Source organism: Variovorax sp. CCNWLW186, from assembly GCF_037203865.1.
In the GTDB taxonomy this organism is placed as follows: domain Bacteria; phylum Pseudomonadota; class Gammaproteobacteria; order Burkholderiales; family Burkholderiaceae_C; genus Variovorax.
In genome coordinates this window covers 40,028-54,685 of the sequence record NZ_JBBCBO010000014.1, presented here as the reverse complement: position 1 = coordinate 54,685, position 14,658 = coordinate 40,028, and the positions used below count along the sequence as shown (strand labels likewise).

Genomic DNA, 14,658 nt, shown 5'->3' with positions numbered 1-14,658 from the left:
CGAAGGGCCTCAGGCGGCTGTGAGCATGCCGCGCTTCTCGATGAAGGCGACCACTTCGGCCACGCCGGTATGCGTCTTGAGGTTGGTCATCACGTAGGGCCGCTGGCGGCGCATGCGCTGCGTGTCCTGCTCCATCACGTCGAGGTTCGCGCCCACGTACGGCGCCAGGTCGGTCTTGTTGATGACGAACAGGTCGCTCTTGGTGATGCCGGGGCCGCCCTTGCGCGGAATCTTTTCGCCGGCCGCCACGTCGATCACGTAGATGGTCAGGTCCGACAGCTCGGGGCTGAAGGTGGCTGCGAGGTTGTCGCCGCCCGATTCGACGAACACCACGTCGGCATCGGGAAAGTCCTCGAGCATGCGGTCGATGGCCTCGAGGTTGATGGAGGCGTCTTCTCGGATGGCGGTGTGCGGGCAACCGCCGGTTTCCACGCCCATGATGCGCTCGGCGGGCAAGGCGCCGGACACAGTGAGCAGGCGCTGGTCTTCCTTGGTGTAGATGTCGTTGGTGATGGCGACCAGGTCGTACTTGTCGCGCATCGCCTTGCAGAGCATTTCGAGCAGCGTGGTCTTGCCCGAGCCGACCGGGCCGCCGATGCCCACGCGCAGCGGCGGCAGTTTCTTGGTGCGATGGGGAATGTGGTGCAGGGCGGAGGTCATGGCAAAGGTCCGGTTCGGTCAGCTTCTGAAGAGGCGCGAGTATTGTGTTTCATGGCGTGCCGACAACACTGCCAAAAGGGGGGCAAAGGCTTGGCGTTCGTGGTCGCCGAACTGCATGGCACGTTCGACGGCGGTGGGAATTTCGTTCGCAAGCCGCGAAAGAATGCGCTGGCCTGCGCTCTGGCCGAGCGGCACGGCCTTGACCGCCGCGGCGACCATGTTCTCGGCCCAGCCGAAGGCGAACGCAAGGCAGCCGTCGTGCACCGAAGCTCCGGTTCGGCTTGCGGCAAAGGCAAACGCGACGGGGTAGCTCGCGGGCAGGTCGGCAAAAACGGCGGCAGTGTCGTCGTGGTGCAGCTTGAGCCATTCGACGAAGGAGCGGCCCATCTGCTCAGTCTGCAAAAAGAACTCGGCCGATTCGCGGGTGGTCATGACCCACTCGTTGAGTTGGCGGATGCGTGCTGCATCGCCTCCGCGCCAGGCGGGTATGGCTTGGGCCACGAGTGCAAGGTCGCCGCGCGCGAAGCTCAGGTAGAGCTGGTCGGAGAGCCACTCGATGGCTTTGACTTCCGAATCGATGCCAGCCCATTCGACGGCTGCTTCGACACCTTCGGAATAGGAGAAGCCGCCCACGGGGAGGGCCGGGGATGCTAGCCAGATGAGCTGCAGGAGGCTTTGTGCGTCGGGCATGTCAGCTTTTTGTCGCTTGCCGTTTTGCGGGGCGCTGCTGTTCAGGGCTTGTGCAAAGGCCACCGGGTACTCCCCTCCGCGAATGTCCCCCGCCTTCGGCTCCTCCTTTATTTCGCTGCGGGGAGCACCCGATGCCCTGTGCACCAGGGCACGCTCTGGGTGTACCGCCGATCAACGACCGCTGTGCATAACGCTCCCGTCGATGGGGTGCCTTGCGCAGCGAAATAAAGGAGGAGGGCGAAGCCCGGGGGACATTCGCGGAGCAAGGTACCCCGTCGGCGGGTGCGCGCCCCGAACACCCCGAGCTACGCATGGCCATGATCGTCGAGCAGTTCCGGTGCGAGTACCAGCGGCTTCGGACCCTTTGCATACGAGTGACCATGATCATGCGCATGGTCATGACTGTGGCCAGCGCCTTGCGAATGCTCGTGTGATCCATAAGCGCCGCCCTCAGGCTCGAACGCTTCCTCGACCGCGACGACGATGAGGTGCATCGATCGCAGCATGTCGGCGAGCACATGGTCGGGCTCGATCTTCAGGTGGTCGGGCTTGAGCTCGATCGGCACATGCCGGTTGCCCAAGTGATAGGCCGCGCGCGTCAGGTCGAACGGAGTGCCGTGGGCCGTGCAATGCGTGATGCGCAGCACCGGCTGCGGCGCGGCGATCACGCGGACCAGCGAGCCGTCTTCGGCCACCAGCACATCGCCGCCGCGCACCGCCGTGCCGCGCGGCAGGAACACGCCGATCTGCCGGCCCAGCGAATCGGTGGCGTCGAAACGGCTTTTCTGGCGCACGTCCCAGTCGAGTTCGATGGTGGCGGCGCGCTTCAGCAGCACGGGCGCAAGGCCGCGGCCCTGGGGCATGAGTTTGTTGGCGGTGAGCATGGTGCGAATGGAACGCCAAAGGCGTGAAACGACAGGATGGATACCCTTGAGGATACGCAGCCTGTCAAGCGGGCGCCGGGCCTCTTGTGCAAGACCCTGAGCGCTCCGCTCAGAACAGGAAGTAGCGCTGCGTCAGAGGCAGTTGCACCGCCGGGTCGCAGGTCAGCAAGTGCCCGTCGGCGCGCACGGCATAGGTCTGCGCATCAATCTCCATCTTCGGCGCGTAGCTGTTGTGGATCAGGTCCTTCTTGCGCACGTTGCGGATGTTTTTTACTGCGCTCAGGTGCTTGGCCAGGCCGTAGCGCTCCTTGATGCCCGCGGCAAGGCCGGCCTGCGAGACGAAGGTCAGCGAGCTTTTCGCGAGCGAGCCGCCGTAGCTGCCGAACATCGGGCGGTAGTGCACCGGCTGCGGCGTGGGAATGGACGCATTGGGGTCGCCCATGGCGGCCATCGCAATGGTGCCGCCCTTGATGAGCGTGAAGGGCTTCACGCCGAAGAAGGCGGGTTTCCAGATGACGATGTCGGCCCACTTGCCCACTTCGAGCGAGCCCACCTCGTGCGCGATGCCGTGCGCAATGGCGGGGTTGATCGTGTACTTGGCCACGTAGCGCTTGGCGCGGAAGTTGTCGTTGCGCTCGTTGTCTTCCGGCAGCTTGCCGCGCTGCAGCTTCATCTTGTGCGCCGTCTGCCAGCAGCGCAGCACCACCTCGCCGACGCGGCCCATGGCCTGGCTGTCGGAACTGAACATGCTGATGGCGCCCAGGTCGTGCAGCACGTCTTCGGCCGCAATGGTTTCCTTGCGGATGCGCGACTCGGCAAAGGCCAGGTCCTCGGCAATGCCGGCGTCCAGGTGGTGGCACACCATGAGCATGTCGACGTGTTCGTCGAGCGTGTTCACGGTGTAGGGCATGGTGGGGTTGGTGGAAGAGGGGAGGAAGTTCTCTTCGCCCACCACGCGCAGGATGTCCGGCGCATGCCCGCCGCCCGCGCCTTCGGTGTGAAAGGCGCAGATCGAACGGCCGCCCACGGCGGCAATGGTGTTCTCGACAAAGCCCGATTCGTTGAGCGTGTCGCTGTGGATCGCCACCTGCGTGTCGGTGGCGTCGGCCACGTCCAGGCAGTTGCTGATGGCCGAGGGCGTGGTGCCCCAGTCTTCGTGGAGCTTCAGGCCTATGACGCCGGCTTCGATCTGCTCGTGCAGCGCATCGGGCAGGCTGGCGTTGCCCTTGCCCAGGAAGCCCAGGTTCATCGGAAACGCATCGGCCGCCTGCAGCATGCGCTCGATGTGCCAGGGACCGGGGGTGGCGGTGGTCGCGAAAGTGCCGGTGGCCGGGCCGGTGCCGCCGCCCAGCATGGTGGTCACGCCGGAAGCCAGCGCTTCCTCGATCTGTTGCGGGCAGATGAAGTGGATGTGGCTGTCGATGCCCCCCGCAGTGACGATGTTGCCTTCGCAACTGATGATCTCGGTGCCCGGGCCGATGACGATGTCCACGCCCGGTTGCACGTCGGGGTTGCCGGCCTTGCCAATGGCGGCGATGCGGCCGCCCTTCAAGCCGATGTCGGCCTTGACGATGCCCCAGTGGTCGAGGATCAGCGCGTTGGTCAGCACGGTATCGACGGCGCCGCCGGCGGTTGGTCCGCTGCCCTTGCCGTCGCGCGTGCGCTGCGACTGGGCCATGCCGTCGCGAATGGTCTTGCCGCCGCCGAACTTCACCTCTTCGCCGTAGCCGCCTGCGCGCAGCGTGTAGTCGGCTTCCACCTCGATCAGCAGGTCGGTGTCCGCAAGACGTACCCGGTCGCCCACGGTCGGGCCGAATATCTCGGCGTATGCACGCCTTCCGATCGTTGCCATGGCTTAGAGCTTTCCTTGAACGAGGCCGCGAAAGCCGTAGACGACGCGGTCGCCCGAAAAATCGACCAGCTCGACCGTGCGCTGCTGGCCCGGTTCGAAGCGCACCGCCGCGCCCGAGGCGATGTTCAGCCGCATGCCGCGCGCGGCCTCGCGGTCGAAGCCGAGCGCGCCGTTGGTCTCGGCAAAGTGATAGTGCGAACCGACCTGGATCGGCCGGTCGGCGGTGTTCTGCACCACCAGCGTGAGCGTGCGGCGGCCGGGGTTGAGCGTGTGCTCGCCCTCGTCGGTAATGAATTCTCCGGGGATCATGGTGTCGCGCCGCTTGTTGTCAGACCGCTTGCGAGAGCAGCGTGGCGCCCAGCGCCACCACCGCGGCGCCTGCCGCGCGCGGCAGCCAGGCGTTGGCATGGCGCAGCGCCCAGCCGAGCCCGATGCCCGCGAGGTGCAGCAGCACGGTCGCGCCGACCATGCCGGCCAGCGTCAATGCCGCGCCCTGTTCGCTCGCGAGTTCCTGGCCGTGCGCCACGCCGTGGAAGATGGCGAACACGCCCACCACCGCTGCAGCTGCCGCGGCCGGCAAGTGGATGCGCGTGGCCACCAGCAGGCCCAGCACCAGCAGCGAGGCCGCGATCATCGGTTCGACCGCCGGCAACTGCACGCCCGCCAGCCCCATCAGCGCGCCCGCGAGCAGCATGCCCGCGAACGCCAATGGCGCCCACAGCAGATCGGGCCAGGCGCGGCGCGCGGCCAGCGCGCTCCAGAGGCCGACCGCGACCATCGCAGCGAGGTGGTCCGCACCCGTGAGCGGGTGCAGAAAGCCGGTGGTGAAGCCGTGGTGCACGCCGCCGTCGGCGCCGGTATGGGCGCTGGCCGCGAGCGGCAGCAGCATGGCAAGGAGGGCAAGGGTCTTGGAAGAGTTGTGGCGCATGACAGGGCTTTCTTGTTCTGGAAAAGAGTCAGACGATGGGTTGGTGGACGGTGACCAGCTTGGTGCCGTCGGGGAAGGTGGCCTCCACCTGGATGTCCGGGATCATCTCGGCGATGCCGTCCATCACGTCGGCGCGGGTGAGCACGGTGCGGCCCTCGCTCATGAGCGCCGCAACGCTCTTTCCGTCGCGCGCGCCTTCCATCACGGCAGCGGAAATCAGCGCGACGGCTTCCGGGTAGTTGAGCTTCAGGCCCCGCGCCTTGCGGCGTTCGGCCAGCAATGCTGCGGTGAAGATCAGCAGCTTGTCTTTTTCGCGCGGGGTCAGTTCCATGAGGGGGCGGCGTCGGGTGCGTGGAGGTCGGCCATTATTGGGCAGGCTTCGGCTTTGCAACAGTCGTGCCGCTGTTCGCCAAAAGACGTATGGATGGCACGAAAGCTGCACCGAAACGGTGTGAACCCCGCCGAGACTTCCACCACCCCCGACGACGCGCCGCAGCGCATCGTCAAGGTGCGGCGCGACTACAACAGCTGGGTGGCGAGCGAAACGCTCGAGGACTACGCGCTGCGCTACACGCCGCAGCGCTTTCGCAAGTGGTCCGAATGGCGGGTGGCCAACACGGCTTTCGGCGCGGCGTCGTTCCTCATATTGGAGGCGGTCGGCGCCACGTTGCTGGTGCAGTACGGCTTTGCCAACGCGTTCTGGGCCATCGTGGTGACGGGTCTCATCATCTTTCTGGCAGGCCTGCCGATCAGCGTGTATGCCGCCCGCTACGGCGTCGACATGGACCTGCTCACGCGCGGCGCGGGCTTCGGCTATATCGGCTCCACGCTCACTTCGCTGATCTACGCCTCGTTCACCTTCATCTTCTTCGCGCTCGAAGCGGCGGTGATGGCCTACGCGCTCGAACTGGCACTGGGCGTGCCGCCGGTCTGGGGCTACCTGGTATGTGCGCTGGTGGTGATTCCGCTGGTCACCCACGGGGTATCGGCCATCAGCCGGCTGCAGCTGTGGACCCAGCCGCTGTGGCTGGTGATGTTGGTGGTGCCTTTTGTCTTTGTGTTGGTGCGCGATCCTGGTGCGTTCGCAGGCATCGTGCACTACAACGGTGTCAAGACGGGGGCGAAAGGTTTCGATCTGCACCTGTTTGGCGCTGCGCTGACAGTCGGCATTGCCTTGATCACCCAAATGGGGGAGCAGGCCGATTACCTGCGCTTCATGCCCGCGCGCACGGCCGTGAGCGCCCGGCGCTGGTGGGCGGGGGTGCTGGCCGGCGGGCCCGGCTGGGTGGTGCTGGGGGTGCTCAAGATGCTGGGCGGCGCGCTGTTGGCCTACCTGGCCATCACGCACATGGTGCCGGTCGAGCGCGCGGTCGATCCGAACCAGATGTACCTGGCGGCCTATGAGTACGTGTTTCCGAACTACGGCTGGGCCGTGGCCGCGACCGCGCTGTTCGTGGTGATTTCTCAGCTCAAGATCAACGTGACCAACGCCTACGCGGGCTCGCTGGCGTGGAGCAACTTCTTCTCGCGCGTGGCGCACAGCCACCCGGGGCGGGTGGTCTGGGTGGTGTTCAACGCGCTCATCGCCTTCATGCTGATGGAGATGAACGTGTTCGAGGCGCTGGGCGATGTGCTCGGGCTGTTCGCCAATATCGCCATCGCCTGGATGATGGCCGTGGTGGCCGACCTGGTCATCAACAAGCCGCTGGGCCTGTCGCCGCCGGGCATCGAGTTCAAGCGGGCGCACCTGTGGGACATCAACCCCGTGGGCGTGGGTGCGATGGCGCTGGCTTCGCTGCTTTCCATCACCGCGCACCTCGGCGTTTTCGGGCCGCTGGCGCAGGCTTTCTCGGCGCTCATTGCGCTTGGCACGGCGCTCGTGGTTTCGCCGCTGATTGCCTGGGCGACCGGCGGCAAGTACTACCTGGCGCGCGGTTCGGTCGGCAATGGCGCGGTCGCCTTTGCACCGGCCGAGGGCCCGCGGGGGGTTCGCTGGGCGCGCGTCGAGAACGATGTGGACGAGCGCGGTGCCGATGGCAGCTACCAGCGCCTCAAGGTGCAGCACTGCGTGATCTGCGAGCGCGAGTACGAAGGACCTGACATGGCCCATTGTCCGGCCTACCAGGGGGCGATCTGCTCGCTGTGCTGCACGCTCGATGCGCGCTGCGGCGATCTGTGCAAGCCGCACGCGAGCCTTTCGTCTCAGTGGTCGTCGGTGCTGCGCTGGCTGCTGCCGCGCCTCAGCTGGCGCTATCTCGACACGGGGCTGGGGCACTTCCTGCTGCTGATGCTGATCATCGTGCCGGTGCTGGCTGTGGTGTTCGGCGTGCTCTACCAGCAGGAACTGCGCGCGCTGGGCGAAAGCGCCCTGCAGCTCGCGTCGCAGTCGGAACTCGCCGAAGCGCTGGCGGGCGTGCAGCAGTCGTCGTTGCGCTCGGGCTTTCTCAAGGCATACATGGCGCTGCTGGTCATTGCCGGCGTCGTGGCCTGGTGGCTGGTATTGGCGCACCAGAGCCGCAAGGTAGCGCAGGAAGAATCGAACCGCCAAACGCACTTGCTGATGCGCGAGATCGAGCTGCACCGCGCCACCGACCGGGCACTGCAGTCCGCCAAGCAAACGGCCGAAGAGGCGCGCGAAGTCGCGGAGCAGGCCAAGCTCGCGGCCGAAGAGGCCCGCCGCGCCGCCGACCAGGCCAACCAGGCCAAGAGCCGCTACATCAGTGCCATCAGCCACGAGCTGCGCACGCCGCTCAACAGCATTCTTGGCTATGCGCAGCTCATGGGCGAAGACGCATCGGTGCCGCCGCACCGGCAGCAGGCAGTGGCGGTGATCAAGCGCGGCGGCGAGCATCTGCTGTCGCTCATCGAAGGCACGCTGGCCATTGCGCACATCGAGGCCGGCAAGCTCACGCTGCATGCCAGGCCGATGCGCTTTGCCGACACCCTGCGCGAGCTGGCCGACATGTTCGAACTGCAGGCGGCCGAGAAGGGCCTGCGCTTCCGCTTCGAGACGACGGGAACCTTGCCCGAGGTGGTACGCGCCGACGAAAAGCGGGTGTGCCAGATTCTCATCAACCTGCTGGGCAACGCGATCAAGTTCACCACCGCGGGCGAGGTGACCCTGCGGCTTTCATACGCACGCGAGTTCGCCTCGGTCGAAATAGAAGACACCGGCCCGGGCATGACGGCCGAAGACATCGAACGCATCTTCGAGCCCTTCACGCGCGGCGATGCGGCTGCGGCTGCAACGCCCGGTGCGGGGCTGGGCCTCACCATCGCGAAGATGCTGACCGACCTGATGGGCGGCGAGATGAAGGTGAGCAGCACGCCCGGGGAGGGCTCGCTGTTCTGCGTGCGGCTCTTCCTGCCGCGCGTGCACGAGACCGCAGGCGCCTTGGGCCGCGCTGCGCCGGCGCAACGCGCGCGGCGCGGCTACGAAGGGCGCCGGCGGCAACTGCTGGTGGTCGACAACGAAGAGGCCGACCGCGACCTGCTCGGCCATGTGCTGGCGCCGCTCGGCTTTGGCCTGCGCACCGCCGCGAGCGGGCACGACGCGCTCGACCTCATCGCAGCCGGCTACCGGCCGGACGCGATGTTCGTCGACCTGGCCATGCCGGGCATCGACGGCTGGGAGACGATCCGCCGTGCGCGCAAGCTGGGACTGGTCGATGCGCCGGTGGCCATCGTTTCGGCCAATGCCTTCGACAAGGGGCTGGAGAACGACGTGGGCATCGCGCCCGAAGATTTCTTCGTCAAGCCGGTGCGGCACACGGAGCTGCTCGACTGGCTCGAGCGGCGGCTCGGCCTGCAATGGACGGACACGGCCGCGAAGCCGTTGCCCGCCGCCGTACCCCGCGCCGTGCAGGCGCCTTCGCTTTCGAGGCTGCGCGCACTCGACGAAGCCGTGAGCCTGGGCTACTTTCGCGGCATCATGAACCAGCTCGACGAGATCGATGCCGAAGAGCCCGAATGCAGGGCGTGGACCGAGGCGCAGCGCGTGCTCGCCCGCCAGTTCCAATTCGAGGCCATGGGCCGCGCGCTTGCCGCGGCCGTGAGCGCGGCCTGAAAATTTGCGGCGAACATCGACCCCATGGAAACCACACCGCTTGCGAAAACGTTGCGCGAACAGGGCGCCAACAGCGACCTGGTGCTGATCGTCGACGACGTGCCCGACAACCTCGCGGTGCTGCACGACGCGCTCGACGAATCCGGCTACACGGTGCTCATTGCCACCAACGGCGAACAGGCGCTGCAGCGCGCCGCGCAGGCCCGCCCCGACATCGTGCTGCTCGACGCGATGATGCCGGGCATCGACGGTTTCGAGGTGGCGCGCCGGCTCAAGGCCGATGCCGCGACGGCCCACATTCCCATCGTGTTCATGACCGGGCTCACCGAAACCGAGCACCTGGTGGCCGCGCTCGAAGCGGGCGGGGTCGACTACGTCACCAAGCCGATCAAGCCCAAGGAAGTGCTGGCGCGCATGAACGTGCATCTGCAGGGCGCCCGCCGCGCCCGGCAGGACGCGCGCCAGGCCGGGCAGGCGCGCAATGCGCTCGATGCGTTCGGCTATGCCAGCATTACCGTGCGGCTGCCCGAGGGCCGGCTGATCTGGCAGACGGCGCTCGCGCGCGACTTGCTGCAGCGCTATTGCGACACCCGCGCGCCCGAAACACCGCCCGAGGTGCTCGAGTGGCTACGCCGCCATGCGCCCGACGCGAGGGAGCGGGGCATCGAGCCGCCGGCGCTTTCCATCGTGAAGAGCGCCGGGGCCACCTCAAGCGCAAGCAGTCTCAGCCTTCGCCTGCATCGGCAGACCGGGCAGGACGACGATGGCGACGAATGGATGATCGTCATGCGCGAGATTTCGGACACGGGCGTGATCGAGGCCATGAGCCTGAGCCTGAAGCTCACGGCACGCGAGGCCGAGGTGCTTTACTGGGTGGTGAAGGGCAAGACCAACAAGGACATCGGCGAAATTCTCGGCAGCAGCCCTGCCACGGCCAAGAAGCACCTGGAGCGGGTGTACGTGAAGCTTGGCGTCGAAACCCGCACGGCCGCTGCCGGCGTGGCCATCAAACGCATCCGCGAGCTGCAGCCGCAGTTCGAGATCTGAGGCAATCGGCCGGGGCGCTGCCGCGTCACCGCGGCGACTTTCGCCGTCCCTAGAATGCCCGATCCCCGGGATGCAGGCGATGAAGAAGAACAGACTCACAACAACGATTCGACGGCCCCGGCTCGCGTGGTTGCCCCTGGCGGCCTGCGCCCTGGCGAGCGCGGGTGTTCAAGCCGCCGGCCATTTCGACGTCGACGATGCCGGCACGCTCGACGCGGGCCGCTGCCAGTACGAAGCCTGGTGGGGCCGTACCGGCCCAGAGCCGGTGACGGTGCTGCACGCTGGCCCGTCCTGCCGTGTCGGGCCCGTCGAGTTGGGGCTGAGCATCGAGCGGCTCTCGGTAGAGGGCATGCATTCGGTCACCGTGGGGCCGCAGCTCAAATGGAACTTCTTCGGGCCGGCGGCCGATGCGCCGCTGAGCGCGGCAATTGCGCTCGGCGCCGTGTTCGATGTGACGCGCGGCGGCCGGGCCGGCGGGCAACTGGTGCTGCCGGTCACCTGGCGCCCGCTGGATCGCCTGCAGTTCCACGCCAACATCGGCGCCGACTGGGCCACGGGCACCGGCGCGCGCACGCCGCGCGGCGGGGTGGCGGCGGAATGGGCGCTCGATGACAAGGTCTCGCTGATTGCAGAGCGCAGCCGCGCATCGGGCGCGTGGACTTCGCGCATAGGCTGGCGCTTCGGCCTCACGCCGCAGATCAGCCTGGACGTGAGTGCTTCGCGCACCGGGGCAGGCTCCCGCGGCGTGAACGGCTTCGTCGTGGGGCTTAACCACGAGTTCGGCTGGAAGTAAGCAGCCCGCGGGGATCAGCGCAGGTAGCGCTGGATGCGTTTTTCGTCTTCCGCCAGTTGCCGCCGCATGAGCGAAAGAAAGTCGCGGGCGGTGGTGGAGAGCGCCTTGCCCGCGGGCATGGCCAGCACGCATGAAAAGAACACGTCGACCGAGAGCCGGCGCACCACGAGGCCGCGTTCGGCGTAGTCGAGCGCGGTGATCGGGTTGACGAGCCCCACGCCCAAGCCGCGCAAAGCCATCTCGCACACGCTGGCCGCGTAGGGCGTTTGCACCATCACCCGGAGCGCGACGCCGCGTTCTGCAAGCGCGGCTTCGAGGCCGCGGTGCGAAGGGTCTTCGGGGTTCAGCGCCAGGAAAGGCACTTGCGCGAGCTGCTCCGGCTCGATGCGCTTGAAGCGCGCCAGTGCATGGCCCTGCGGCATCACGACCACACCGGGAAAGCGCGCGAAGGTCGAATGGTCGATGCCTTCGAGCGACAGTTCGTCGGCCATCAGGCCGAAGTCTGAAATGCCCTTGGCCACGCGGTCGCGCACGTCCTTGGAGCTGAGCACCTGCAACGACACCTGCGGCCACGGGCTGTCGCCGCGCTGCGCCTTCAGGCGCTCCAGCGCACGCGGCATGAAGCCCAGGCCGAAGGCCGGATAGCAGCTGAGCTCGAGCTGGTTGGTGCCGAAGTCGCGCAGGCTGCGCATGCGGTGCTCGATGGCTTCCATGCCGATGAAGACCCGCTCCACCTCCGTCCACAGCACGCGTGCCTCGGGCGTGGACACCAGCCGGCCCCCGGTGCGCTGGAACAGGACCATGCCGGCCTGCGCCTCGAGCCGCTTGAGCGACTGGCTGATGGCGGGCTGCGTCACATGCAGCAGCGCCGCGGCCTTGCGGGTGGAGCCGGCGCGCATCAGGGCGCGGAAGGTCTCTATTTCGGTGAAGCGCATCGATAAGTTTTCTTATCGCTTGAGTATTCCAAGCTAGATGATTTTATTTGCAGATGCCTAAGATTTAGGCACGACTTCTACCCAAGACCGCCTGACACATGCCCGCGCCCGTAATGCACTTCAAGTTCGCCTCGCCTTCCGAGCCGCCCACCGATTCGCCGGGCACCGCGCGGGCGCGCCCGCCGCAGCCGGTGAGAAACCCTGGCTTGCAGGGCTTTCGTTGCCTGCGCTGCGAGGCTCCTTATCCGCTCACCCTGGCGAACGACGGCTGCCCGGCCTGCCGTGCCACGGGCGTTCATGCCGGCTTGCGTGCCAGCTACCGGCCCGAGAGCGGCGGCCCGCTGCCTATGCCTTACACGCCGGGCTTCACGCTGGGCGAGGGCGGCACGCCGCTGCTGGAGATGCCGGAGCTGGCGCGCGAGTTCGGCGTGGCACGCCTTGCGCTCAAGGACGAATCGTCCAACCCCACCGGCTCGCACAAGGACCGCATGACGGCCGTAGGTGTGGCCCAGGCGCTGGACTTCGGTGCCCACACGCTGGTGCTGGCCTCGTCGGGCAACGCCGCGATCTCTGCGGCGCACTATGCGTGGGCCGCGGGCCTGGGCTGCGAAGTGGCAACCTATGAAGGCCTGCCGGCCGCCTATGCACGGCAGCTCGACGCCCTCGGTGCCCGGCGCTACACCTTTGCAGACAACGCCGGCCGGTGGGCGTTTGTGCGTGAGCGCTCACAACATGCGGGCTATTTCGCGCTGACGAACTACCGCCTGCCCGCATTGGGCAGCGCGCCGCTGGCAATCGAAGGCTACAAGCCCATCGCCCTGGAGTGCCTGAACGAGGGCGGCCTGCCCGATCACATCGTGATTCCGACGGCGCGCGGCGACCTGGCGTGGGGTATCTACGCGGGCTTTCGCGACCTGCTGGCCGCCGGGCGCATTGCGCGCCTGCCGCGACTCTGGCTGGTGGAGCCGTTTGCGCGCCTCTCGCGCGTGCTGGCCGGCGGCGCACTCAATGGCGCGTATCCCGGCCACACCGCGCAGTTTTCCACCGCCGGCTCCACCGTGACCTTTTTGCAGTGGCAGGCGGCCGTCGCCTCCGGGGGAGGCGCGGTGGTGGTCGGCGACGAGCAGGCCCGCGCTGCGCGGCAGAAGCTCACGGCGGCCGGCGTGAGTGCCGAGCTCTGCGCCGCGGGCGGGCTGGACGCCGTGCGCCAGTTGCGCGAAGGCGGCGCCATCGCGGGCGATGCCCACGTGGTGCTGATGCTGACCGCCAACGCGTCGCGTGATCCGAGCTGGCCGGACGAGACCGCCTGAGCTCCCTAGTTATCCAAAGGAATCGAAACCATGCAAGCAATGCAACGCCGCGCTTTCCTGGCCGCCGGCTCGGCCGCTCTCTTCGGCGCCACGGCGCAGCGCGCCTGGGCGGCCTTTCCCGACAAGCCCATCAAGCTGATCGTGCCGTGGGCGGCGGGCGGGAGCACCGACGCCATTGCGCGCGCCATGGCGCAGCGCATGAGCCAGACGCTCGGCAGCACGGTGATCGTCGACAACCGGCCCGGAGCGGCCGGCCAGATCGGCACCGAGGCGGCGGCCAAGGCCGCGCCCGACGGCTACACGCTGGCCATTGTCGAGTTGCCGCACGCCATTGCGCCCGCGGTAACGGCGCGGTTGCCCTACGACCTGCTGCGCGACTTCACGCCGGTGACGATGATCGGCACCTCCCCGCTCGTGTTCTTTGCGGGCATGGACGACGACAGTCGCGACTTCAAGACCTTCATCAAGACGGCTGCTGCCCGGCTGATGCCGCCGGCCATTGCGCACAGCGGAGCCGGCACGGTGAGCCATCTGGCGGCCGAGCTGCTGGCGAGCCGCACCGGGATCAAGTTCAACATGGTTCCCTACCGCGGATCGGCGCCGGCCCTTACCGATGTGGCCGCGGGCACGGTGGGCGGGCATTTCGCAACGCTGGCCAGCGGCTCCAGCCTGATGGGGGCCAACCGGATCCGTCCGCTTTTGGTGACGAGCGCGCAACGCGTGAGCCTTCCGGGCCTGAAGGAGGTGCCCGCCCTTACCGAAAGCGGGCTCAAGGGGCTCGAGATCGACCAGTGGTGGGCGCTGGTCGCGCCTGCCACCACGCCGCTGGAGGTTATCGAGCGGCTGCGGCGCGAAGCCGTCGCGGCGCTGGACCATTCGTCGGTGAGGGAGCGCATGACGGCGCTGGGGGTGCAGTTGAAGGGTTCCACCGCGGGCGAGCTGCGGGCTTTCATGCGCGCGGAAGCCGAGCGCTGGCGGAAGGTGGCGCACGACATCGGGCTTCAGCCGCAATAGAGATCGGCCGGATCGGCGGCCCGGGGCCCAGGCGGCCGCCTTTTTCTTTCAGCGCCCGGATTGCACCTTGATCCGGATCGTGTTCACGTCCCAGCCCCGGTTTCGCAGCCGGGTGACCAGCATGGGCGACAGCTGGCGCAACTTGGCGGCCGCGGCGCTGCCGTTGACCAGCAAGCACCACACATCCCCCTCGGCCGGGCCGGCCTGCACGGCCGGGCGCATGGCGGGCGGGATCAATCCCTCGACCGCCCGCAGTCGGTCGCCGGAGTCGCGCGCGCGCGCAATCAGGCTCGCCAGGGTCGGCGAACCTTCGGCGGCCTGGTGCAGCGTGACGGGCGGGACGGAGCGGCGATTCATGGGTAATCCGGAGGGTGGAACAAGGGCAGCTAAAATGCCCGGTTTGCCGACGCTTGCGCCGGCAGATCCGGTCTGAGCCGCTTGCTTTCGAGGCTTGCATTCGAAGAAGGCGCGCCCAACTG

14 protein-coding genes are annotated in these 14,658 nt (G+C 67.6%); 5 read left to right on the top strand and 9 right to left on the bottom strand.

The genetic code is table 11. The annotated features are described in order from the left end of the window. Positions 1-9: 9 nt before the first annotated feature. The 7 genes from ureG to V9K97_RS17520 form a co-directional block, all read right to left on the bottom strand. Positions 10-660, bottom strand: coding sequence for an urease accessory protein UreG (gene ureG, locus V9K97_RS17550; RefSeq protein ID WP_258502171.1), 651 nt, complete (start codon positions 658-660; stop codon positions 10-12). A gap of 18 nt (positions 661-678) precedes the next feature. Further along, entirely contained in the window at positions 679-1,350 is a 672-nt protein-coding gene (locus V9K97_RS17545; protein ID WP_337319581.1) for an urease accessory protein UreF, read from the bottom strand. Positions 1,351-1,655: 305 nt separating this feature from the next. After that, a complete protein-coding gene (gene ureE, locus V9K97_RS17540; protein WP_337319580.1) occupies positions 1,656-2,234 on the bottom strand; it encodes an urease accessory protein UreE in 579 nt (192 codons plus the stop codon). 109 nt (positions 2,235-2,343) lie between these two features. Then, entirely contained in the window at positions 2,344-4,086 is a 1,743-nt protein-coding gene (gene ureC, locus V9K97_RS17535; protein WP_337319578.1) for an urease subunit alpha, read from the bottom strand. A 3-nt stretch (positions 4,087-4,089) separates the two neighbouring features. Further along, complete coding sequence (locus V9K97_RS17530) at positions 4,090-4,395, bottom strand: urease subunit beta (protein WP_157615575.1); 306 nt, start codon at positions 4,393-4,395, stop codon at positions 4,090-4,092. A gap of 19 nt (positions 4,396-4,414) precedes the next feature. Beyond that, on the bottom strand, positions 4,415-5,014 hold the full coding sequence (locus tag V9K97_RS17525; RefSeq protein WP_337319576.1) for a HupE/UreJ family protein: 600 nt from the start codon (positions 5,012-5,014) through the stop codon (positions 4,415-4,417). Positions 5,015-5,042: 28 nt separating this feature from the next. Next, a complete protein-coding gene (locus V9K97_RS17520) occupies positions 5,043-5,345 on the bottom strand; it encodes an urease subunit gamma (RefSeq protein WP_015867014.1) in 303 nt (100 codons plus the stop codon). Positions 5,346-5,438: 93 nt separating this feature from the next. Between V9K97_RS17520 and V9K97_RS17515 the strand changes: the two genes are divergently transcribed. From V9K97_RS17515 to V9K97_RS17505, 3 genes are all read left to right on the top strand, one after another. After that, complete coding sequence (locus tag V9K97_RS17515; protein ID WP_337319574.1) at positions 5,439-9,080, top strand: ATP-binding protein; 3,642 nt, start codon at positions 5,439-5,441, stop codon at positions 9,078-9,080. Positions 9,081-9,104: 24 nt separating this feature from the next. Further along, complete coding sequence (locus V9K97_RS17510; protein ID WP_337298476.1) at positions 9,105-10,127, top strand: response regulator transcription factor; 1,023 nt, start codon at positions 9,105-9,107, stop codon at positions 10,125-10,127. Positions 10,128-10,206: 79 nt separating this feature from the next. Next, positions 10,207-10,920, top strand: coding sequence for a hypothetical protein (locus V9K97_RS17505; protein ID WP_337319572.1), 714 nt, complete (start codon positions 10,207-10,209; stop codon positions 10,918-10,920). Between the two features lie 14 nt (positions 10,921-10,934). Here V9K97_RS17505 and V9K97_RS17500 read toward each other — a convergent pair whose 3' ends face one another. Further along, positions 10,935-11,855: a LysR substrate-binding domain-containing protein gene (locus V9K97_RS17500; RefSeq protein WP_337319570.1), complete on the bottom strand. Its 921-nt coding sequence runs from the start codon at positions 11,853-11,855 to the stop codon at positions 10,935-10,937. Positions 11,856-11,953: 98 nt separating this feature from the next. Between V9K97_RS17500 and V9K97_RS17495 the strand changes: the two genes are divergently transcribed. Both V9K97_RS17495 and V9K97_RS17490 read left to right on the top strand, forming a co-directional pair. After that, positions 11,954-13,165 (top strand): pyridoxal-phosphate dependent enzyme, encoded by a 1,212-nt coding sequence (locus V9K97_RS17495; protein WP_337319568.1) that lies wholly within the window; start codon positions 11,954-11,956, stop codon positions 13,163-13,165. Positions 13,166-13,195: 30 nt separating this feature from the next. Continuing rightward, positions 13,196-14,179 (top strand): Bug family tripartite tricarboxylate transporter substrate binding protein, encoded by a 984-nt coding sequence (locus V9K97_RS17490; RefSeq protein WP_337319566.1) that lies wholly within the window; start codon positions 13,196-13,198, stop codon positions 14,177-14,179. Between the two features lie 48 nt (positions 14,180-14,227). Here V9K97_RS17490 and V9K97_RS17485 read toward each other — a convergent pair whose 3' ends face one another. Next, positions 14,228-14,536: a hypothetical protein gene (locus V9K97_RS17485; RefSeq protein ID WP_126746989.1), complete on the bottom strand. Its 309-nt coding sequence runs from the start codon at positions 14,534-14,536 to the stop codon at positions 14,228-14,230. Positions 14,537-14,658 lie beyond the last annotated feature (122 nt).

Bases quoted from the DNA above. Each gene is read 5' to 3' on its own strand.
- V9K97_RS17525 (WP_337319576.1), bottom strand. From the start codon at position 5,014: ATGCGCCACAACTCTTCCAAGACCCTTGCCCTCCTTGCCATGCTGCTG.
- V9K97_RS17530 (WP_157615575.1), bottom strand. From the start codon at position 4,395: ATGATCCCCGGAGAATTCATTACCGACGAGGGCGAGCACACGCTCAAC.
- V9K97_RS17520 (WP_015867014.1), bottom strand. From the start codon at position 5,345: ATGGAACTGACCCCGCGCGAAAAAGACAAGCTGCTGATCTTCACCGCA.
- V9K97_RS17545 (WP_337319581.1), bottom strand. From the start codon at position 1,350: ATGCCCGACGCACAAAGCCTCCTGCAGCTCATCTGGCTAGCATCCCCG.
- ureG (WP_258502171.1), bottom strand. From the start codon at position 660: ATGACCTCCGCCCTGCACCACATTCCCCATCGCACCAAGAAACTGCCG.
- V9K97_RS17495 (WP_337319568.1), top strand. From the start codon at position 11,954: ATGCCCGCGCCCGTAATGCACTTCAAGTTCGCCTCGCCTTCCGAGCCG.
- V9K97_RS17515 (WP_337319574.1), top strand. From the start codon at position 5,439: ATGGCACGAAAGCTGCACCGAAACGGTGTGAACCCCGCCGAGACTTCC.
- V9K97_RS17485 (WP_126746989.1), bottom strand. From the start codon at position 14,536: ATGAATCGCCGCTCCGTCCCGCCCGTCACGCTGCACCAGGCCGCCGAA.
- V9K97_RS17510 (WP_337298476.1), top strand. From the start codon at position 9,105: ATGGAAACCACACCGCTTGCGAAAACGTTGCGCGAACAGGGCGCCAAC.
- ureE (WP_337319580.1), bottom strand. From the start codon at position 2,234: ATGCTCACCGCCAACAAACTCATGCCCCAGGGCCGCGGCCTTGCGCCC.
- V9K97_RS17490 (WP_337319566.1), top strand. From the start codon at position 13,196: ATGCAAGCAATGCAACGCCGCGCTTTCCTGGCCGCCGGCTCGGCCGCT.
- V9K97_RS17505 (WP_337319572.1), top strand. From the start codon at position 10,207: ATGAAGAAGAACAGACTCACAACAACGATTCGACGGCCCCGGCTCGCG.
- V9K97_RS17500 (WP_337319570.1), bottom strand. From the start codon at position 11,855: ATGCGCTTCACCGAAATAGAGACCTTCCGCGCCCTGATGCGCGCCGGC.
- ureC (WP_337319578.1), bottom strand. From the start codon at position 4,086: ATGGCAACGATCGGAAGGCGTGCATACGCCGAGATATTCGGCCCGACC.